Source organism: Staphylococcus borealis (genome assembly GCF_001224225.1).
Classification (GTDB): Bacteria; Bacillota; Bacilli; order Staphylococcales; family Staphylococcaceae; genus Staphylococcus; species Staphylococcus borealis.
This window is the reverse complement of sequence record NZ_CUEE01000006.1, coordinates 73305-93687: the sequence shown is the minus strand read 5'-3', so window position 1 is coordinate 93687 and position 20383 is coordinate 73305. Positions and strand designations below refer to the sequence as shown.

The following is a 20383-nucleotide window of genomic DNA, read 5'->3' as shown; positions in this document are numbered from 1 at the left end:
TCCTTTTCTAGTCAAAATTATTATAAAATTGTTGAATTACATGTTCTTGAATAGTATTATCAAACTGATTATTAATGAATAAATTTAAGTATTTGTCTTTAAATTCAAGCCAAGATGTCGCTTCGTTTCCAGCTAAAATTGGATAGAATAACACATCATTATCTTGTGCCGCTTGCATATCGCCTTTAGCATCACCTAGAACGAGTACTTGATTTGCATCGTATAAACGTTTGAGTTGATTAATGCAATGTTTTTTTGTGCCAGCTTCTTGCGCGAAGATGCTAGTTATAAAAGGTGTGAGTTGGTGTTCAGTCCATTCTGTCTCAACTGCTGATAGGTTTGCAGATGAAACAATCACAATATCTGCGTTATGATAGGCGCGCTTTAAAGCGTCATATACATATTCAAAAGGACCAATACTCGGAAGACGTTGGATGAGTTGATTAACGCGGTTCGACCAGTCTAACGCTAAACGTAAACCTTTTTTATCAGGGTTAGCTTCAATATCTTGTTGCAATTGTGGATTTGAGAAAGTCGTCGTCGTATCTACCCATGATTTAATGTCATCGTAGCCATCTACAGTGCGACCTTGTTGATGTAATTCAGTTAATATTTTTTCAAGTCCTTGAAATCGATTAATACCACGTGTGATTTCATATAGGTTAAATTGATTCCAACGATTTAATACGTCATCTTTGATATCGTCTAGATTCCAAATATCAAGTAGTGCTGGTCCAAATGCACGTTCATGTTTAATGGTCATTGTATCCATGCCACAGCCATCTGAGTCTACGCAGATAAGGTGATCATGTTGAGGTTGAAAATGTTCTAGTGTGTAATTCAATGTTTTCAATCCTTTCTTGTAATAGTCATAAATGAGGGTGATTAATGTGATAAATCGAGAAGTTTTTGGTATTTTACAAACGCATGCGTTTGAACTATTAATGGTATCTCTTGAACGATATGATTTGGAAGATCTCAAGCATATAAGTAGTCACTTGAAATCGCCTTTTACCAATACAAAGAGCAAACGCTATAAAGCAGAACTACAAAAACTTTTAGAAAATATGAAAAGTAATATGATTTACCACTATGTGAATCAATTTGATGCACACTTTTTAATGTTTAAATATCGAAAATCGCATCAAGTTATTATATTAGGTCCATTTTTACTTCAAAGACCGAGTGAAAATAAATGTCTCGAAATGCTTCAAGAAGTCCAAATTAAACATTCCAAACTTACCATCTTAAAACAATATCTTCTGCAAATACCGGTTTGTCAGTATAGCCAAGCGCTCAATATGACGCATCTAGCTGTTCGATATTTAAAAAATAGAAATATTCATTATAGTGTTGAAGATATTGATTTTAGCTTTCATCGTAACCCAGAATCACACGCCAAAGATAAGGCACAATATGAATTCACATTTAATAAGATTAAAGAACGCTACGATATTGAAAATAGAATGCTGACTGCCATACAGAATGGTAATGCTGATGAAGCACTCAATTTATTTAAATTAATGAAAGTTTCAGTATCTGGCATACGACGCGTCACAGATGATTTATTAAATCATAAGTATAGAGGGTTTCTTGTTAATACGTTATGCCGGAAAGCCATTGAAAAGGCTAACGTCAATTTATTGACCATCAATGATATCTCAGGGAAGTATGCTGCAGAAATCGATGATGCCACTGACATTGAAGACTTAGATAACGTAATGGAAAACCTCATTTATGAGTATGCACAGACCGCATTAAAGGTTAAATCTCTTAAGTACAGTGCTAACATTAATACTGTCATTCAACACATCAAAATTAATTTGGATCGTCCACTTTGTCTAAATGAATTGGCTGATTTAGTTGGGTTGGCACCATCATACCTGTCAAGATTGTTTAATCAGGAAACGGGACAATCTGTTTCGCAATATATTATGCAATTACGTGTTGAAAAGGGAAGAGATTTATTAATTCATACACCTATGAAAGTTGATGAGATTTCAAATTACATAGGTTTTAAACAGCAAAGTTACTTTACAAAATGTTTTAAAGCTAAGTATCAACTGTCACCGTTAGAATATCGTAAACAATATAGCTCGGTGAATTAAACTTAGAAGTGATGCGTTGAACTTTGCTTGCAATTTAAAATTATCATTCATTTATATTTATCACTAGTTCAAGTAATAGAAAATTTAGAAAATTTGCTACTTTTTTAAATTTAAGGTCAATAATTTATAAAAATCATTAAAATTTTACAAAAAATATAAGCAATTTATACTGTTTTTTTAGTATTTATTTTGATGATATTTCGTTGTAATTCATCATCATTAAGAAAATAGAAATATGCTATAAACCCTTTCATATCAATCTTTTTAGGAGTTTGATAGGAAGGGTTTATTTTTGCTTGAAAGCGATTTCTGACTGCGCTAAATTGACGATTCGCCATTTGCAAATATAATGAAATTGGGTTGGCAAAGAAATTAGAAATAAGGAGCTTTGCGAAAATGAAAAAAATAAAAATATTAAATCAATTGCATGAAAATTATCTCGTCGCAGTTGTCAGAGGTAAAAGCAAAGATGATGCAATCGCTGCTGTTCAACAAATGATAGAAGGTGGCATTTATAATATTGAGATTACCTTTACAACGCCTCAAGCAGAAGAAGTTATTCGACACTTAAGTGCGACAAGCGATGAACATATCGTCATCGGAGCAGGTACTGTATTAGATAGTGCAACAGCACGAATCGCTATTTTAAACGGTGCTGAATATATCGTAAGCCCTCACTTAGATATTGAAATAGCTAAAATGTGTAACAGATACGCAGTGCCTTATTTACCTGGATGTGGTTCTGTAACAGAAATTGTACAAGCAATGGAATCAGGCGTTGACTTAGTTAAATTATTCCCTGGAGACTTGCTAGGCGCGAATTTCATAAAAAATGTACATGGACCTATACCACATATAGAATTAATGCCTTCAGGTGGCGTATCTTTAGATAATTTAGAAGATTGGTATAACAAAGGTGCTTACGCGGTAGGCATTGGTAGTGCATTGATGAAAAATGCAAAAGATGGAAACGACACTGTAATTAAAGAAAATACAGAAAAATTTGTCAGAAAATTTCAAACAGTAAGTGGGTGAGCACATGTCATTCATTACTTTTGGCGAGATATTGATGCGATTAAGTACACCGCATCACCAAACATTTGAACAGGCACAAGCATTTGATATTCATTATGGCGGGGCCGAAATGAATGTTGCGATAGGTTTATCGGGCTTAGGTATCGATACCGCAATGGTAACGGCTTTACCTAATAATGATATTGGAGACAACATCATACAACATTTAAGACGTTACAACGTGAATGCCGATAAGGTGAAAAGCGCTAGTGGCAGATTAGGTCTTTATTTTACTGAGAGTGGTTATGCACAAAGAGCAAATCGTCTTATTTACGATAGACAAATGAGTGTATTTAGCCAATTAAATCCTGATGAATATGAAGTTGAAAGCATATTAAAAGCGCATGAATGGTTTCATATTACAGGTATTACGGCAGCACTAAACGATGCGTTATTTGAGTTCTTGAAAAAAGCGGTCAAAATAGCTAAAACATTAGGTCTTTTTGTAAGCTGTGATTTGAACTTTAGAGATGCGTTGTGGGATTTTCAAACTGCGAGAAGAAAAATGTCTGAACTCTTATACGACGTGGATTTAATCTTTGGTTATGAGCCATTATCACTGCCAGGTGAAGATGGCAAAGATTTAAAAGATGGTTTAGATCGAATGGCTAATATTGAAGACATTAGACCGTTTTTAACGAAAATACATCAAACATACAACATTAACTATATTGCATTTACACAGAGAAAAATTTTTAACCATAAAAGAAACCGCTTACAAGGATTTCTTTCTACACCAAATCAACTCGAACAAACTGAAACAATTGAGGTCGATATCTTAGATAGATTAGGCACGGGTGATGCATTTAGTGTAGGTATCATTTATGGAATTATGAAGCAATGGGATTTAAAAGATACTGTTCAATTTGGGATCAATAACATGGTTTATAAGCACAACGTCATTGGTGATTATAGTTATGCCAATCTTGAAAAAATAAATACGTCTATTGAAAGTAACAAAGATATCAATAGATAGAAAGAAGGCAGTATTATGGGAACTACAGTTGAAACAAGAGAAAAGCAAAAAGTGCAGAGTCTCAATAATATTCAAAAATCAACATTAGGTTTTAAAGAAAAGTTATCTTATGGATTTGGTGATTTAGGTAACGGCATGATGTTTGATATGGGACAAATTTACTTAATGATGTTCTTCACAGATATTTTAGGTATTTCAGCTTTCTACGGTGGTCTTGTATTTTTAGTTGCAAAAATCTTTGATGCATTTGTAGATACAGGTGTAGGGACGATCGTCGATTCAAGAACAAATATAGGGCCTAAAGGTAAATTTAGACCATTCATCTTATATGGCACGGTGCCCCTAGCAATCTTAACGGTGCTCTCATTTACCGCACCTAATTTCAGTGATACTGGAAAGGTCATTTGGGCGTTCGCAACTTATTTAATGTTTAACGCGGCTTATTCAGTCGTTAATATCCCTTATGGCTCATTATCAGCTGCAATGACAGTGAATGCGGATGATAGAACACAGTTATCTGTATTTAGAAACTTAGGATCACAAAGTGCATTATTCATCGCAGGTATTGCCGTTGTACCATTAGTTTCAAAATTTGATAATCACGCAATTGGTTATCCAGTAGTTGTTGGTATGCTTGCAATCTTTGGTGTGATATTCCATTTGATTTGCTACAAAGGTGTTAAAGAACGTCACGTGATCGAACGTCCGAAAGAGAAAGGCGTCAATAAGAAAGCCTTCTTCAACTTAGTGAAAAATGAAGCCTTTGCCGTCTTAGCTATCTTCACACTATTAACGATTATGTCTATGTTCTTAGTACAATCAACACAACTTTACTACTTTAAATATGTATTAGATAAACCGAATCTTGTTGGTTTAGTCAGTACATTAAACTTTATCGGTCTAATACCAGCATTGTTAGCAACTACATATATTAGTAAAAAGTTAGGTAAGAAATATACAGCCCTCATTGGTATTGGCGGATTTGTTATCTTCGAAGTCTTAAACTTCTTATTCTTCGGAGAAAATTATGTCATGTTCTTAATCATGAATACGATAGCACAATTCTTCTTAGTTATTCCTAACACAGTTGTATGGGCATTCATTGCAGACGTTGTGGAATACGGACAATGGAAATTCAGATTACGTTCAGAAGGTATCACTTATTCAAGTTATAGCTTTACTAGAAAAGTATCACAAGCACTTGCAGGTTTCGTACCTGGGTTAGCATTAACGTTCATTGGTTATCAACCTAATGTTGACCAATCAGCGGGTACAATCTTTGGACTTAAAGTTTTATTCTTTGCAGTACCGGCAGTGGCATGTACCATCGCATTCATTATCTTCTTTATATGGTACCCACTTACAGATAAACGACATAAACAAATTGTTAAAGAACTTGCATTGAGAGAAGAAATTTAAAGGAGCGTATACGATATGGCTTTTATAAATGAACATTTTATGTTGAATAATGAAACAGGAAAACATTTATACCATGATTTCGCGAAAGATATGCCAATTTATGACTACCATTGTCATCTAGACCCTAAGCAAATTAGCGACAATGTGGTATGTGACAATATTACAGACTTATGGCTCAGTGGTGATCATTACAAATGGCGTGCAATGCGTGCACAAGGCATTGAAGAACAGTATATTACTGGCGATGCTGCACCACTTGATAAATTTAAAAAATGGGCAGAAACATTAGAAAATTCAGTGGGCAATCCGTTATATCACTGGTCACAACTTGAATTGAAAATGTATTTTGACATTGAAGATTTACTGACTAGTGATAACGCTGAAGCTATTTATCATCGTGCTAATGATTATCTAAAACAACATCACACAACAACTCAATCATTGATTACTGATTCGAATGTCAACTTAATTTGCACAACAGATAATCCTACAGACGACTTAAACTATCATGATGCTATTAAAGCACAGGATGGATTTAACACGACTGTCCTGCCTGCATTTAGACCTGATGATGTATTTAAAGTTGGCGACCCAGCGTTTACAGACTTACTACAAAAGTTAGAAAACCTTACGCATCCAATTACGACACCTTCTGACTTTATCGAAGCGTTATATAAGCGCATTCAATATTTCCATGATAAAGGCGGTCGATTAGCTGACCATGGTTTAGAAGAAATGCATTTTGAGGCTTATACCGATCAAGCTATTCAAGACATTTTCAAGAAAGCTTTAAATCATGCAGATATTTCAACATATGAACGATTCCAGTTCCAAAGCTACATGTTAAATGAATTGAGTAAGGCATACCATGAACGTGGTTGGGTAATGCAAATTCACTTTGGTGCAATTCGAAATAATAATACAAAGATGTTTGAAAAAGTAGGAAAAGATGCTGGCTTTGACTCAATTAGAGACCAAGACAATCTTGCGTATCATTTAAATGCAACACTAGACATGATGGAACAAGAAGGACACTTACCTAAGACCATCTTGTATAACTTAAACCCAATTTATAATGATATCGTGGGTTCTACGATTGCGAATTTTCAAACTGAACCAGGTATTAAAAGTAAAGTACAACATGGTGCAGGTTGGTGGTTCAACGATACGAAAAGAGGCATGTTAAGACAAATGTCATCATTAGCTGATCAAGGGTTGCTAATGCATTTTGTTGGTATGTTAACAGATTCAAGAAGCTTTATTTCATATTCAAGACACGATTACTTTAGACGTATATTATCTTCATTCATTGGGGACTTAGTTGAAAAAGGTGAAATCCCTAATGATGATCAACTATTAAAACGCATGATTGAAAATATTTGCTATAACAACGCTTATAACTACTTCAAATTAATATAGGGGGACAAGACAATGAAAATGACATTTAGATGGTACGGCAAAGATGATCCAATCAGCTTGGAATATATTAAACAAATACCTGGAATGAAAGGTATTGTAAGTGCAATTTATGATGTACCGGTTGGTGAAGTTTGGCCATTAGATAAAATTAAAGCATTAAAGCAAGAAATTGAAGATGCAGGTATGGAATTATCGGTGATTGAAAGTGTACCTGTACATGAAGATATTAAATTAGGTAAACCGACACGTGATAAATACATCGAAAATTATTGTGAAACACTTCGAAATCTAGGACAAGCAGGTATCAAGATTGTGTGTTACAACTTTATGCCAGTATTTGATTGGACGCGTTCACAATTAGACTACCGCTTAGATGATGGTTCTACTTGCTTAATCTATGATGAACAAGATGTTGAGAAAATGAATCCATTAAGTGGTGAATTATCATTGCCAGGATGGGATTCAAGTTATACGAAAGAAGATTTAAAACAATTATTTGATGATTATAAAGAAGTAGATGAAGAAACGCTATGGGACAACTTAAATTACTTTATCCAAAAAGTAATACCGGTTGCTGAAGAGGAAGATGTTCTGATGGCGATACATCCGGACGATCCACCATGGAATATCTTTGGTTTACCACGTATTATCACTAACAAAGAAAATTTAGAGCGCTTTATTAACTTGTATGATTCTAAATACAATGGTTTAACGATGTGCTCTGGCTCATTAGGTGCTGATCGCAGAAATGACTTCGTTGACATGTTACGTTACTTTGGCGAGAAAGGCCGCGTCAACTTTGTACATGCACGTAATGTTAAATTAATTGGCGATAAATCGTTCCAAGAATCTGCACATTTATCTGAAAAAGGTTCAATCGACATGTATGAAGTCGTTAAAGCTTTGCATAGTTTCGACTATCATGGCCCTATAAGACCAGACCATGGACGTATGATTTGGGGCGAAACAGGTAAACCAGGGTATGGATTATATGATCGTGCGTTAGGCGCAACTTATTTAAACGGTTTATATGAAGCGGTTAGTAAGAATAACAAATAAAAAAGGAGAAATGAACTTATGAAATTACCATTCGATATTGATTTAACAGATAAAGTCGTTGTCATTACAGGTGGAACAGGTGTCATTGGCAGTGCGATGTCTACTGCCTTAGCACAAAGTGGCGCTAAAGTTGCGATGGTTGGCCTTAGAGAGGATGCAAGTGGCTTAGTTGAAACAATAAAAGCACTCGGCGGAGAATCTCAAGTATTTCTAGGCGATGTAACAAATAAAGAAGACATGAAACGAATTAAACAGGAAGTCAATGATACTTTCGGTAGTGTCGATATTTTAATAAATGGTGCAGGCGGTAATGCGCCTAAAGGTACTACAGATGACGAACGCTTTGAAGGTGACTTAGATCAAGATAAACAAACATTCTTCAACTTAGATGAAGAAAGTGTTGGCTTCGTAATGGATCTTAATTTCCTAGGTACATTTATTCCGTCACAAGTTTTCGCAACGGATATGTTAGATAAAGCAGACGCAACGATTATTAATATTTCATCAATGAATGCCTTTACCCCACTTACAAAAATTCCAGCTTATAGTGGTGCAAAAGCAGCAATTAGTAATTTCACACAATGGCTAAGTGTGTATTTCTCTAAAACAAATATTAGAGTAAATGCCATAGCCCCAGGCTTTTTACTAACAAAACAAAACGAAGCATTACTACTAAATGAAGATGGCAGTTATACAGCGCGCTCTGAAAAAATTATTAATGCTACGCCAATGGAACGTTTCGGTAAACCGGAAGAATTGGTAGGTGCATTATTATTCCTAGTTAGTAAAGAGGCGTCAAGCTTTGTTAATGGTGTTGTATTACCAGTAGATGGTGGCTTTAACGCATATTCAGGTGTGTAATATAAGGAGGAATGAAGATGTTATACCCAATTAATACAGAAACCAGACAATTATTAGACGTGTCTGGTATATGGAAATTTAAATTAGTAGGCTATAAAGAACATGTCGACGTAAGTCAAGCTTTAGATACAGAAGATGTAATGGCTGTACCAGGTTCTTATAATGATCAAGGTGTGATTCAAAGTATTCGACAACACGTTGGCGACGTTTACTATGAACGTGAGATTATGATTCCAAAGCACCTCAAAGGTGAACGTATTGTATTAAGATTTGGTTCAGTAACGCATCATGCGACGGTTTATTTAGATGGTAAGGAAATCGTGACACATTCAGGCGGCTTTCTACCATTTGAAGTGAATATTACGGAAATCGCTACAACAGGTAGTCATCGATTAACGGTTAAGGTCAACAATATACTGACGCATAGCACATTGCCGGTAGGTAATTATAGTGAACGTGTTGATGAAGATGGAACGGTTACGCCAGTTAACACGCCAAACTTTGACTTCTTTAATTACGCAGGCATTCATCGCCCTGTAAAAATATATACAACACCTCAAACATATATTCAGGATATTGTGATTAACCCAGAAGTTAAACAAAGTGGAGAAAGTATAGTGAATTATAAAGTGGATGTTCACGGAAACCGCTCAGATATTGATCGAATTAGCGTAACGATTATAGATGAAGATGGACAAGTTGTTACTCAGAACAATGAAGCTGAAGGTGCAATGTCTATTGATCATCCACATTTATGGCAGCCACTTAATGCGTATCTTTATCATATGAAAGTTGAACTTCTGAATGACGGCGAGGTTGTTGATGTATATACAGAACGATTTGGTATTCGCTCTGTAGAAGTAAAAGATGGTCAATTCCTTATCAATAATAAACCGTTTTATTTCAAAGGATTTGGTAAGCATGAAGATACATTTTATAGTGGGCGTGGCTTAAATGAGGCAGCCAATGTAATGGACATTAATTTGATGAAATGGATTGGTGCCAATTCTTTCAGAACAGCGCATTATCCATATTCCGAAGAAATGATGCGTCTAGCGGATGAACAAGGTATCGTTGTGATCGATGAAACGACAGCGGTCGGTGTACATCTTAACTTTATGGTGGCTTTAGGTGGCCAATTAGAACATGATACTTGGAAAGAGATTGATACACATCAAGCGCATAAAGAAGTCATAGAAGGTTTGATTGAAAGAGATAAGAACCATGCGTGCGTAGTTATGTGGTCAATCGCTAATGAACCTGCTTCTAATGAAAAAGGCGCAAAAGCTTATTTTGAACCATTTGTGGAATTAGCGAAACGTAAAGATCCACAGAAACGACCTGTTACAATTGTTACCATTTTAATGGCACAACCTGATGTATGTGAAGTGCAAGATTTAGTTGATGTATTATGCTTAAATCGCTATTACGGTTGGTATACGCAATCTGCAGATTTAGCAAGTGCGAAAAAAGCACTGGATAAAGAATTAGCACAGTGGTCTGAACGACAACCTAACAAGCCAATTATGTTCACAGAATATGGTGCTGATACCGTTGCAGGTATGCATGCGATTGATGATCAAATGTTTACGGAAGAATATCAATTGAATTACTATAAAGCGAACCATGAAATTATGGATAAATACCCACAATTTATCGGTGAACAGACATGGAATTTCGCAGATTTTGAAACATCAAATGGTATCATTCGTGTTCAAGGTAATAAGAAAGGTATCTTCACACGCGACCGTAAACCTAAAGCGATTGCACATTATTTTAAAGAACGTTGGCATAACATTCCTGATTTCAATTATAAATCATAATGTATGACTTCCTTTTCATTAAAATAGACCTCATAGGATGCATCAATATGCATCCTATGAGGTCATTTTTGTTCTATAATTTGAATTAAATTACCACATGTATCATCAAAAATGGCCATTTTAGCGCTACCCATTGTCGTCGGTTCAACGGTAAAATGAACCCCTTTTTGCGTTAATGTGTCATACGTTTGTTGTACATTGTCCACGCCAAACATGGTAATAGGTATGTTGGTTTCAAATAGACGCTGTTGATAGTCACCTGCAATCGGATTACCATTGGGTTCTAAGACCAATTGGGCAGCTTCTGGTTGATTAGGGGACACTAAAGTGAGCCATCTAAAACCTCCGCCTACAGGTTCGTCAATTTTCTTTTCAAAGCCTAGAATATTTGTATAAAATTGTAAGGCTTCTTCTTGATTCTCTACAAAAATACTGTTCGCAATAATGTTCATACGTACCCCTTCAATTTATATAATATGGCGTTTAAATTAGTGGTCTTGTTTCAGAACACGAGCCATTTCTTCAATTTTACCCGCATGTAATGGGACATGAATGGCATTTAATACTAGTAATTCGTTCACCGTTTTGCAACCAGCAATCGGTTGGTCTAATGCTTGAGAGAGTTGCTCGTCAGTTAGTTGACGTACGCGATCTGGAATCGTTTGTAAGTCCTCTTTAATAGATTCAATTGATGGAACGTCTTGCCCATCCCAGTTAGCAGGACTAGAACCATAACCAAATAATGTAGTATATTTGTCGATATCTACCGCATTTTGGGCACCCATCGATAAAGCTGAATCAAAGATTGTTAAGACATGGCCAAATTGCCAATGTAGCGTATTTGGAAATACATCATTGTCTTTATCTAATACTTCCTCAATGTTCCAATTATCATAAACGGACAGTAAGTAGTTTACACCAGTATCAATCACATCATAGACTGTTTTATTACTCATTTGCGTTTCCTCCCACATGTTTAAAGAATTGACTATTAAGCGTCTACCCGTTAAACGTGCTTGTCAATCAAGTGATACGATAGTCTTATTAAAGAAAATGACTAAATGGCAGCGTATTTAATAGATGTTTTATTAGAAAAAATATATAAACTTCATATAAGAACTTAATAGGTTAACGAATCTTAGGTATATTTATATAAAGGATAATGTTAAATCTAAAAAATTAGTTTTTAGATAAGAAAGTAAGAGGTGATAAAAAATGTGCGCAATTCAAGAGATTGATTGTCGTATTGAAGCATGGATAGCACATATTGCACGTAAGGTTGATATGATGTTGAATGATGTGGCGGTTGAAACAAAAAAGCATGATTTAGATTTAGTGACGAATATCGACAAGGAAGTTCAAGCTGATTTCACTCAACTTATCAAAGAATATTATCCAGAACATCAGATTATGGGTGAAGAAAAAAGCAATCATGAGGTTGATATGTACCGTGGCTATGCTTGGGCGATAGATCCTATTGATGGTACAACGAATCTTGTGAAACAACATAAAGATTATTGTTTAATAGTAAGTTTATTCTATGATGGCGAGCCTTTACTAGCCTATACATATGAATTTTATCAACAAAAATTATATAAAGCTGTAAAGGGTAAAGGTGTGACGGTTAATGGCGTGCCACTACGTGTAGACACGTATCATCACCTCAAAGATGCGTTGATTTCTATTGATCCAAAACGTGCGCGTTCCGAGTTATTAAAGGCATTGATTTCAAAATCACATGGCTTTCGATTTATTGGTGCTGGTGGCATTGGTGCGTTGCGAACAATTACAGGGGATTTCGGAGCAAGTATCGATATGGGCGCAAATCTATGGGACATGAGTGCGCAATTATTATATGCGAAAGAGTTAGGACTAATTGTGACAGATATTCAAGGCAATGCTATCGATTTAAATCACGTTAAGGGTGCAATTATTGCACATCCAGATATTCATGAAGACATTATCAATATTATAAAAACGTATCAATAAAATAATCCTGCCACATACCGGCACTTACGCGTAACGGTTGATGTGACAGGATTTTTATAATATTAGGAAAGTTTTGGCTTTGATCGCTCAATATCAAGCCTAAAACGTGTCATTGATTAAGGTTTAATCGCAAATGCACGTACTGGGAATCCAGGTGCATCTTTGGGTTTCGGACTAATTGCGTAAATGACCGCACCACGCGTTGGTAATTGGTCTAAATTCGTTAACAATTCAAGTTGGAATGTGTCTTGTCCAAGAATATAACGTTCTCCAACGATATCTCCATTTTTAGCAGTATCCACTGACGCATCTGTGTCGAAAGTTTCATGTCCGATTGATTTCACACCACGTTCTTCGATTAAGAACTTCAAGGCATCTAAACCCCAACCTGGTAAATGTTGATTACCTTCAGCATCTTTATTTTCAAATTGTTCAATATCTGGCCAACGTTTTGACCAATCTGTACGTAAAGCGACAAACGTACCGTCTTCAATACGCCCATGTTTCGCTTCCCATGTCTCTAAATGGTCACGTGTGACGATGAAGTCAGCATTTTCTGCAGCCTCTTTTGAAAAGTCTAAGACAATAAGGGGCAATACTAATTCTTTTAAGTCTAAATCTTCTAAGTAACGTTTATTCTCAACAAAGTGAATAGGGGCATCAATGTGTGTGCCATATTGTGTGACAATATTCCAACGTTGCACGTAAAACCCATGTTCTTTAACGGTAAAGAGTGTCGAAACTTCACCTTTTTCAAATTCACTAAAGCGAGGTATTTCTGGGTCAAAGGTATGTGTTAAATCCACCCAAGTTGCTTCTTTCAGTTGATTTAATTGGTTCCATAATGGATAGTTTGGCATGTTTCATACCTCCAATAGTAATAGTTATTCTATGTTAGTTTTGGCAGTGGCTGACTGAACTGACCCATCGCTTTAGAAAAGCTCGCTTCAGTTCTAGTCAACTGTGCCGGGGCTGTACGACGAAATTACAAGTGATTTCTGTACAGCTCCCCTATGCGGGTTTGTTTTGGTTATTTGCTTCGCGTTTTTTGCGAACGGTATTTACAAGTACAGTTAGAGCGTCTTTAACTTCTTCTTCTTTACGTGTTTTTAAGCCACAGTCAGGGTTAACCCAGAATAATGAACGGTCAATTTGTTGTAGAGAACGATCGATTGCTGTAGCAATTTCATCTTCAGTAGGGATACGTGGACTATGGATGTCATATACACCTAACCCAATACCTAAATCATAGTTGATATCTTCAAAGTCTTTGATTAAATCACCATGACTACGTGATGTTTCAATTGAAATAACATCAGCATCTAACTCATGGATGGCATGAATGATTTGACCAAATTGAGAATAACACATATGCGTATGGATTTGTGTTTCATCTTGGACTGAAGAAGTTGCTAATTTGAATGAATTGACTGCATCTGCAAGATATTGTTCATGGTATTCAGAACGTAATGGTAAACCTTCACGTAAAGCTGGTTCGTCTACTTGGATGACTTTAATACCCGCTTCTTCTAACGCTAATACTTCTTCATCAATCGCTAGAGCAATTTGATCTTGAACGACTTTACGTGGCACATCGACACGTTCGAATGACCAGTTTAAGATCGTTACTGGACCGGTTAGCATACCTTTAACAGGTTTGTCAGTTAAACTTTGTGCATATACCGTTTCTTTGACTGTTAATGGCTCAGTCCATTTGACATCTCCGTAAATCACTGGTGGTTTAACGGCACGTGAACCGTATGATTGTACCCAGCCGAACTTAGTGACTAAGAAGCCTTGTAGTTTTTCACCGAAGAATTCAACCATGTCATTACGTTCGAACTCACCATGAACGAGTACATCTAGACCGATATCTTCTTGAATTTTAATCCAACGTGCAATTTCACTTTCTAGGAAATCGTTGTAAGCTTCATCTGAGATACGTTTATTTTTCCAATCAGCACGATATTTACGTACTTCTTGAGTTTGTGGGAATGAACCAATCGTTGTTGTTGGTAAGTCAGGTAAGTGTAAACGTGCGTCTTGTGCTTTTTTACGCTCAGGGAAAGGTGACTTACGGCTTGTTGGTACGCTATCAAAATCATATTCAAGATTTTTGAATGATTGACTTTGGAAACGTTCATAACGTGTTTTGAATTCATCATATTTCGCACTGTCGTTATGATTAAATAGGCGACGTAGTGCGTCTAATTCGTCTAACTTTTCAGTAGCGAAACTTAAGCCGTCTTCAATAGATTCATCTAATGTTTCATCATCTAATGATACTGGTACATGTAATAAAGATGATGACGGTTGGATAACGATATGTTTCGCATAGGCTTGTAATGATTCAATTAATTGTTTCTTAGCTTCGATATCTGCTGCCCAAACGTTACGGCCATCAATAATACCAGCATATAATGTTTTAGATGCGTCGAAGTCACCTGCTTGAATTTGTTGTAAGTTATAACCGTGATCATGTACAAAGTCTAATCCTAAGCCACCTACTGGTAATGAACTTAAGAATTTAACATTGGCACGCTCAAAGTAAGTTTGAATGACTAATTTGTCTGCTAAGCCTGCTATATCAAAGTAGTTATAGGCTTCTCTTGTAATCGCTTCATAGGCTGCGCTCTCATCTGTTACTAATACTGGTTCATCCACTTGGATATAGTCTGCGCCAGCATCAACGAGTGCTTGAAGCACTTCTTTATATAATGGTAAAAGTGTTTGAACTTTCTCCTCGAAAGATTGATGACCACCTTTAGACAATTTCACAAACGTAATTGGTCCTACGATGACAGGATGCGCATTGACGTTAAGTGATTTTGCATAATTAAAGCGATCTAATAATACATTGTGATTCACTTTAGGTTCAACGTTATCCCATTCTGGCACGATATAATGGTAATTCGTATTGAACCATTTAATTAAAGCGCTCGCTACATGTTCTTTATTACCACGTGCAATATCAAATAATAAATCATCATTGACTTCGCGACCTTGGAAACGTTCAGGAATGATGTTGAATAGTAATGATGTATCGAGAATGTGGTCATATAGTGAGAAGTCACCGACAGGTACACTGTCTAAATTATAATGCTTTTGTAATAATAAATTTTCTCTGTGAAGATCACTTAACGTTTGATCTAATTCTGCTTTATCAATTTTTTTAGCCCAATAGCTTTCGATGGCTTTTTTCCACTCTCTTTTTCTACCTAATCTTGGGAATCCTAAATTTGAAGTTGTAATTGTTGTCATGATATTGCCTCCTTGTTTTGGGTAATTGCTTTAGAATACGCTGCGAGTTCTAATGAATAATCGATACGTTGGAACGGTGTGATGATGTATAAACCATTGAAGTACTCATGCACTGTATCAATCAATTCTTTAGAGAGTCTCAAACTTAATGCTTTAGTTTTTTCTTTATCATCTTTTACTGCTTTAAATTGGCTTAATACGTCTTCAGACATTTTAATGCCAGGCACTTCGTTATGTAGGAAAAGTGCGTTATTATAGCTTGCGATAGGCATGATACCTATAAATAGAGGGACATTCAGATGTTTCGTCGCCTCGTATACTTCTTTGATTTTTGCTTTACTGTATACAGGTTGCGTAATGAAGTAATTCATGCCTGCAGCTACTTTTTTCTCAAGGCGTTTGACCGCACCGTCGAGTTTACGTACATTAGGGTCAAATGCACCAGCGATGTTGAAGTTTGTATGTTTCTTCAGCGCATCACCATCCGTGTTAATACCTTGATTGAATCTTAATGCTAATTCGGTTAATCCTTTTGAATTGACATCGTAGACATTTGTGGCACCGGGTAGATGACCTACCTTTGACGGGTCGCCTGTAATTGCTAAAATTTCGTTAACGCCGATAAGTGATAAGCCAAGTAGATGTGATTGCAAGCCGATTAAATTACGATCTCGACATGTAATGTGTACGAGTGGCTCAATATCGTAACGTTGGCGTATAATACTTGCCGCTGCAATATTGCTAACACGCACGGTAGCTAGTGAATTATCAGCTAGCGTTACTGCATCAACTTTGGCCTCATCGAGTTTGCCGATATTTTCAAAGAAAAGATCTGTATCTAAATGCTTCGGTGTATCGAGTTCGACAATGACTGTCGGTCCATTTTTAACCTTTGTCGTTAAGTTATGTTTATACGTACGCGTCACTGCTCGATTCGTTTGGCGATTAATTGGAATTACTTTTTTATTGGTAACAGGTTTCAAATCTTTGACGGATGATTTGATATAAGCAATATGTTGTGGTGTTGTGCCACAACAACCACCAATCAACCGTACACCTTCATTTATGAGTTCTTGCGCAACATCACCGAAATATTGTGCGTTATCACTATATTTAAATTCACTATTCTCGATATCCAGTAAGCTCGCGTTTGGATAACATGATAGGTATGCGTTCTCTGGTAACGCAATATGTGAAAATGAACGTTGCATGTGATGTGGACCGTGGTGACAATTAAGGCCTACAACATTGGCACCACAAGCAACTAATTGTTGTAACGCTTGATTAATTTCGGTTCCATCGACTAAGTAATTCGTATTTGAAGCGGTGAGTTGAGCAATGATTGGAATATCGTACTTACGACGTGTTGTTGTAACGATGTTTGTAAGTTCTTCTAAATCGTAGTAAGTCTCGAATAATAACCCATCAACACCTTCTTCAACGAGTGTATCGATTTGATTTTCAGCATGGTATTGAATGGTGGACAAAGGCAACTCCTCTTGTTGTAAACTTCTAAAACCACCTACCGTACCAAGTATGAAAGTGTCCGGTTGTGCCGCACGTTTCGCAATAGCTACAGCTGCTTTATGAATATCCTTCACTTTATGTTCTAAGCCAAAGCGTTTAAGCTTTTCAAAGTTAGCACCGTACGTATTCGTCTGGATGATATCAGCACCGGCCTCTATATAAGAACGATGTATTGACTCTACTTTCTCCGGATGTGTTAAGTTATATGCTTCTGGACATGTATCGAGTCCCTCTGAATAGAGGATTGTTCCCATTGCACCATCAGCTACTAAAACGTTGTTCTGTAATTGATTCAATAATCGACTCATTGAAAGCCTCCTTTAATGCGTAGTTAAGGTCAGCAATTAATTCTTGAGGTTGTTCTAGACCTACGCTTAATCGGAATAAGCCAAAGGTAATGCCACGTTCATTTCGAACATCTTCAGGAACAGCAGCATGTGACATTGTGGCAGGATGAGATAAAATGGTCTCAACACCTCCGAGACTAACGGAAACGAGAGGTAACGTTAAGGCATCCACAAAATCTTGTGCCTTCGTTTCATCTTTTAATCGGAAACCGATGACGGCACCACCGCTATTTGCTTGTGACAAGTGTAATGAACTGTTCCCTGGATAATATACTTCGGCAATTTCTTTTCTTTCATTTAAAAATGTGACAAGTTGCGCTGCATTAGCTGTTGATTGTTTAAAGCGAACGGGTAATGTTTTTAAATGTTTGGCTAACGTCCAACTATCATGTGCTGATAATGCAGTGCCAGTCCCATTCTGTAAAAGATATAATGCATCTGCGACGTCTTTGCGATTTGTGATGGCAGCACCAGCGATAATATCACTGTGTCCACCTAAAAATTTAGTAGCTGAGTGAACAACAATATCAGCACCAAGTGCAAGTGGGGATTGACCCAATGGAGTCATGAATGTATTGTCCACTGCTAAAAGTAACTGATGACGTTTCGCAATCGATGCGACGGCACGTATATCTGTAATTTTGAAACACGGATTCGATGGTGTTTCAACGTAGATGAGTTTAGTGTTAGGTTGAATCGCTCGTTCAATTTCCTCAGTGTGTGTGGCATTAACTGTCGTAAATTGAATATTAAAGCGATTGAGAATTTGTTCGGTAAGTCTGAATGTACCGCCGTATACATCGTCAGGAAGAATCACATGATCATTTGCTTTTAGTGTTAATAGCACCGCTGATATTGCAGCAATACCTGACGCATATGCAAATGCGTAGTTGCCACCTTCAAGCTTTGCCAATTTCTCCTCAAGAAGTTGACGGTTGGGATTACCACTTCTGGCATAATCGAATTTTGCATTGCCACCGAGTACCTGTTGGTGAAATGTTGAAGAGTCATAAAGCGGTGGGTTAGCTGAATCGTAATCAACACCTCTATGTTCATCAAAAATAACTTCAGTTTCTTTTGATAAGGTCATGAAATCACTCCTACTTTAGAATTCTCCAGTGCGCGTAAAATATCTGACTCAATATCGTTATAATCCTCAATACCTATGGATAAGCGTATGAGATATTCATCTATGCCACGTTTATCTTTTTCTTCATCAGGCATATCGACATGTGTTTGTGTGTATGGGAAAGTGATAAATGTTTCGGTCCCACCTAAACTTTCTGCAAAAATACAAATTTCTAAATTTTCCAAAAATTTAGCAACGCTAAAGTCTTTGTTTAGGCGTAAACTTAACATGCCCGTTTTTCCACTGTATAGAACTTCATCTATAGCATTTGAAACTTTACATCGTTCAGCTAATTTCTTAGCATTTGCTTCTGACCGTTCAATACGTAAATGTAGTGTTTTTAAACCACGCTGTAATAAATAACTATCAATAGGGGACAATGTTGCACCAATCATATTATGCAATTGTCCAAGTTGTTCGGCTAACGCTTCATCTTTCACTGTTACAACACCTGCGAGCACATCGTTGTGACCGCCAATGTATTTGGTTGCTGAATGAAGCACGATGTCTGCACCCTCCTCTAAAGGAGTAGATAGATACGGTGTTAAAAATGTATTATCGATAATAGTTAACAGATGATGCTTTTGACTCAAGATGTAATACGGTTCAACATCAATTTCAATCATTTGTGGATTCGAAATGGGCTCTATGAAAAGTGCTTTCGTATTTGGTGTAATACTGTCAACGACTTCCTGATAATTTAAAAAGTCGACATACTTAAATTTGATACCATATTGTTTCTCGTAAAAATCAAATAATCTGAATGTACCACCGTATAAGTCGAAGGCGACTAATATCTCATCACCTGGTTGAAACAAGTTACAAATGAGCTGTACTGCAGCCATGCCACTTGACGTAGCAAACGAAGCAATACCACCTTCTAATTTCGCGAAGGATTCCTCAAATGCAGAACGTGTTGGGTTCTTAGTTCTTGTATAGTCGTAGCCTGTTGACTGACCAAGGTGAGGATGTTGATATGCGGTAGACAAATAAATCGGATTGGCTATTGCGCCAGTAACATCTTTAGTTAATGATATTTGTGCTAATTGTGTATCTTTCATGTCAAATCCTCCATTCATTTATAATCCAATAAAAAAAGCTTCCGTCCTTTAAACCCGATATGTATCGGATGTAAAGGACGAAAGCTTGTTTCGCGGTACCACCTTTGTTTATTACTTTATTGCTAAAGTAACCTCAAACAGTACGCCATTATGTGAATAACGTGTACTGAGATGGTAGACGCTAATCCATTCGTTATCTGAAACTTCGGATAAATGAAAGTGCTCATTAAAAAACTCATTTAACTTGATTACAAGTAAATGAGTATTAACGATGAATAGCGACGTCTAGAATTCCAGTACGCCATTAAACAATAAATGTTAATACTGTAT

The 20383-nt window shown here is 36.5% G+C and carries 17 protein-coding genes; 9 read left to right on the top strand and 8 right to left on the bottom strand.

Annotation, left to right across the window (positions count from 1 at the left end):
• Positions 1–7 precede the first annotated feature (7 nt).
• Positions 8–844: an HAD family hydrolase gene (locus tag AK212_RS08605; RefSeq protein WP_053030294.1), complete on the bottom strand. Its 837-nt coding sequence runs from the start codon at positions 842–844 to the stop codon at positions 8–10.
• Positions 845–890: 46 nt separating this feature from the next.
• Here AK212_RS08605 and AK212_RS08600 point away from each other — a divergent pair, with 46 nt between their 5' ends.
• From AK212_RS08600 to uidA, 8 genes are all read left to right on the top strand, one after another.
• The gene (locus tag AK212_RS08600; RefSeq protein ID WP_053030293.1) at positions 891–2108 is read left to right on the top strand and encodes a helix-turn-helix domain-containing protein; all 1218 of its coding nucleotides are present in this window, start codon (positions 891–893) and stop codon (positions 2106–2108) included.
• Positions 2109–2504: 396 nt separating this feature from the next.
• Positions 2505–3143, top strand: a complete 639-nt coding sequence (locus AK212_RS08595) for a bifunctional 2-keto-4-hydroxyglutarate aldolase/2-keto-3-deoxy-6-phosphogluconate aldolase (RefSeq protein WP_053030292.1) — start codon at positions 2505–2507, stop codon at positions 3141–3143.
• A gap of 4 nt (positions 3144–3147) precedes the next feature.
• Positions 3148–4158: a sugar kinase gene (locus tag AK212_RS08590; RefSeq protein ID WP_053030291.1), complete on the top strand. Its 1011-nt coding sequence runs from the start codon at positions 3148–3150 to the stop codon at positions 4156–4158.
• Between the two features lie 15 nt (positions 4159–4173).
• Positions 4174–5577, top strand: a complete 1404-nt coding sequence (locus tag AK212_RS08585) for a glycoside-pentoside-hexuronide (GPH):cation symporter (RefSeq protein WP_053030290.1) — start codon at positions 4174–4176, stop codon at positions 5575–5577.
• Between the two features lie 15 nt (positions 5578–5592).
• Positions 5593–6996, top strand: coding sequence for a glucuronate isomerase (uxaC, locus tag AK212_RS08580; RefSeq protein WP_053030289.1), 1404 nt, complete (start codon positions 5593–5595; stop codon positions 6994–6996).
• 12 nt (positions 6997–7008) lie between these two features.
• Entirely contained in the window at positions 7009–8055 is a 1047-nt protein-coding gene (gene uxuA, locus AK212_RS08575) for a mannonate dehydratase (RefSeq protein ID WP_053030288.1), read from the top strand.
• A gap of 18 nt (positions 8056–8073) precedes the next feature.
• Positions 8074–8916, top strand: a complete 843-nt coding sequence (locus AK212_RS08570; RefSeq protein ID WP_011276885.1) for an SDR family oxidoreductase — start codon at positions 8074–8076, stop codon at positions 8914–8916.
• A gap of 17 nt (positions 8917–8933) precedes the next feature.
• On the top strand, positions 8934–10739 hold the full coding sequence (gene uidA, locus AK212_RS08565) for a beta-glucuronidase (RefSeq protein ID WP_053030287.1): 1806 nt from the start codon (positions 8934–8936) through the stop codon (positions 10737–10739).
• A gap of 62 nt (positions 10740–10801) precedes the next feature.
• Here the strand turns inward: uidA and AK212_RS08560 are convergent, their stop codons facing one another.
• Both AK212_RS08560 and AK212_RS08555 read right to left on the bottom strand, forming a co-directional pair.
• Positions 10802–11191, bottom strand: coding sequence for a VOC family protein (locus AK212_RS08560; protein WP_053030286.1), 390 nt, complete (start codon positions 11189–11191; stop codon positions 10802–10804).
• Between the two features lie 36 nt (positions 11192–11227).
• Positions 11228–11695: a bacillithiol transferase BstA gene (locus tag AK212_RS08555; protein WP_053030285.1), complete on the bottom strand. Its 468-nt coding sequence runs from the start codon at positions 11693–11695 to the stop codon at positions 11228–11230.
• A gap of 259 nt (positions 11696–11954) precedes the next feature.
• Here AK212_RS08555 and AK212_RS08550 point away from each other — a divergent pair, with 259 nt between their 5' ends.
• Positions 11955–12728: an inositol monophosphatase family protein gene (locus AK212_RS08550; protein WP_053030284.1), complete on the top strand. Its 774-nt coding sequence runs from the start codon at positions 11955–11957 to the stop codon at positions 12726–12728.
• 116 nt (positions 12729–12844) lie between these two features.
• Here AK212_RS08550 and AK212_RS08545 read toward each other — a convergent pair whose 3' ends face one another.
• The 5 genes from AK212_RS08545 to AK212_RS08525 form a co-directional block, all read right to left on the bottom strand.
• Entirely contained in the window at positions 12845–13588 is a 744-nt protein-coding gene (locus tag AK212_RS08545) for a cyclase family protein (RefSeq protein WP_053030283.1), read from the bottom strand.
• A 151-nt stretch (positions 13589–13739) separates the two neighbouring features.
• The gene (gene metE, locus AK212_RS08540) at positions 13740–15989 is read right to left on the bottom strand and encodes a 5-methyltetrahydropteroyltriglutamate--homocysteine S-methyltransferase (RefSeq protein WP_053030282.1); all 2250 of its coding nucleotides are present in this window, start codon (positions 15987–15989) and stop codon (positions 13740–13742) included.
• Positions 15986–17824 carry a bifunctional homocysteine S-methyltransferase/methylenetetrahydrofolate reductase gene (locus AK212_RS08535; protein ID WP_053030281.1) on the bottom strand — a complete coding sequence of 613 codons (1839 nt, stop codon included), beginning with the start codon at positions 17822–17824 and terminating at the stop codon, positions 15986–15988. The genes metE and AK212_RS08535 overlap by 4 nt, the downstream gene beginning before the upstream one ends.
• Positions 17778–18953: a cystathionine beta-lyase MetC gene (gene metC / locus AK212_RS08530; RefSeq protein ID WP_053030280.1), complete on the bottom strand. Its 1176-nt coding sequence runs from the start codon at positions 18951–18953 to the stop codon at positions 17778–17780. The genes AK212_RS08535 and metC overlap by 47 nt, the downstream gene beginning before the upstream one ends.
• Positions 18950–20053 carry a PLP-dependent transferase gene (locus tag AK212_RS08525; protein ID WP_053030279.1) on the bottom strand — a complete coding sequence of 368 codons (1104 nt, stop codon included), beginning with the start codon at positions 20051–20053 and terminating at the stop codon, positions 18950–18952. The genes metC and AK212_RS08525 overlap by 4 nt, the downstream gene beginning before the upstream one ends.
• Positions 20054–20383: the final 330 nt, after the last annotated feature.

What these genes read in the sequence shown, in the direction of transcription:
- AK212_RS08590 (WP_053030291.1), top strand. Translation starts at nt 3,148, where the DNA reads ATGTCATTCATTACTTTTGGCGAGATATTGATGCGATTAAGTACACCG.
- uxuA (WP_053030288.1), top strand. Translation starts at nt 7,009, where the DNA reads ATGAAAATGACATTTAGATGGTACGGCAAAGATGATCCAATCAGCTTG.
- metC (WP_053030280.1), bottom strand. Translation starts at nt 18,953, where the DNA reads ATGACCTTATCAAAAGAAACTGAAGTTATTTTTGATGAACATAGAGGT.
- AK212_RS08545 (WP_053030283.1), bottom strand. Translation starts at nt 13,588, where the DNA reads ATGCCAAACTATCCATTATGGAACCAATTAAATCAACTGAAAGAAGCA.
- AK212_RS08560 (WP_053030286.1), bottom strand. Translation starts at nt 11,191, where the DNA reads ATGAACATTATTGCGAACAGTATTTTTGTAGAGAATCAAGAAGAAGCC.
- AK212_RS08535 (WP_053030281.1), bottom strand. Translation starts at nt 17,824, where the DNA reads ATGAGTCGATTATTGAATCAATTACAGAACAACGTTTTAGTAGCTGAT.
- AK212_RS08570 (WP_011276885.1), top strand. Translation starts at nt 8,074, where the DNA reads ATGAAATTACCATTCGATATTGATTTAACAGATAAAGTCGTTGTCATT.
- AK212_RS08555 (WP_053030285.1), bottom strand. Translation starts at nt 11,695, where the DNA reads ATGAGTAATAAAACAGTCTATGATGTGATTGATACTGGTGTAAACTAC.
- AK212_RS08585 (WP_053030290.1), top strand. Translation starts at nt 4,174, where the DNA reads ATGGGAACTACAGTTGAAACAAGAGAAAAGCAAAAAGTGCAGAGTCTC.
- AK212_RS08595 (WP_053030292.1), top strand. Translation starts at nt 2,505, where the DNA reads ATGAAAAAAATAAAAATATTAAATCAATTGCATGAAAATTATCTCGTC.
- metE (WP_053030282.1), bottom strand. Translation starts at nt 15,989, where the DNA reads ATGACAACAATTACAACTTCAAATTTAGGATTCCCAAGATTAGGTAGA.
- AK212_RS08525 (WP_053030279.1), bottom strand. Translation starts at nt 20,053, where the DNA reads ATGAAAGATACACAATTAGCACAAATATCATTAACTAAAGATGTTACT.
- AK212_RS08550 (WP_053030284.1), top strand. Translation starts at nt 11,955, where the DNA reads ATGTGCGCAATTCAAGAGATTGATTGTCGTATTGAAGCATGGATAGCA.
- uxaC (WP_053030289.1), top strand. Translation starts at nt 5,593, where the DNA reads ATGGCTTTTATAAATGAACATTTTATGTTGAATAATGAAACAGGAAAA.
- uidA (WP_053030287.1), top strand. Translation starts at nt 8,934, where the DNA reads ATGTTATACCCAATTAATACAGAAACCAGACAATTATTAGACGTGTCT.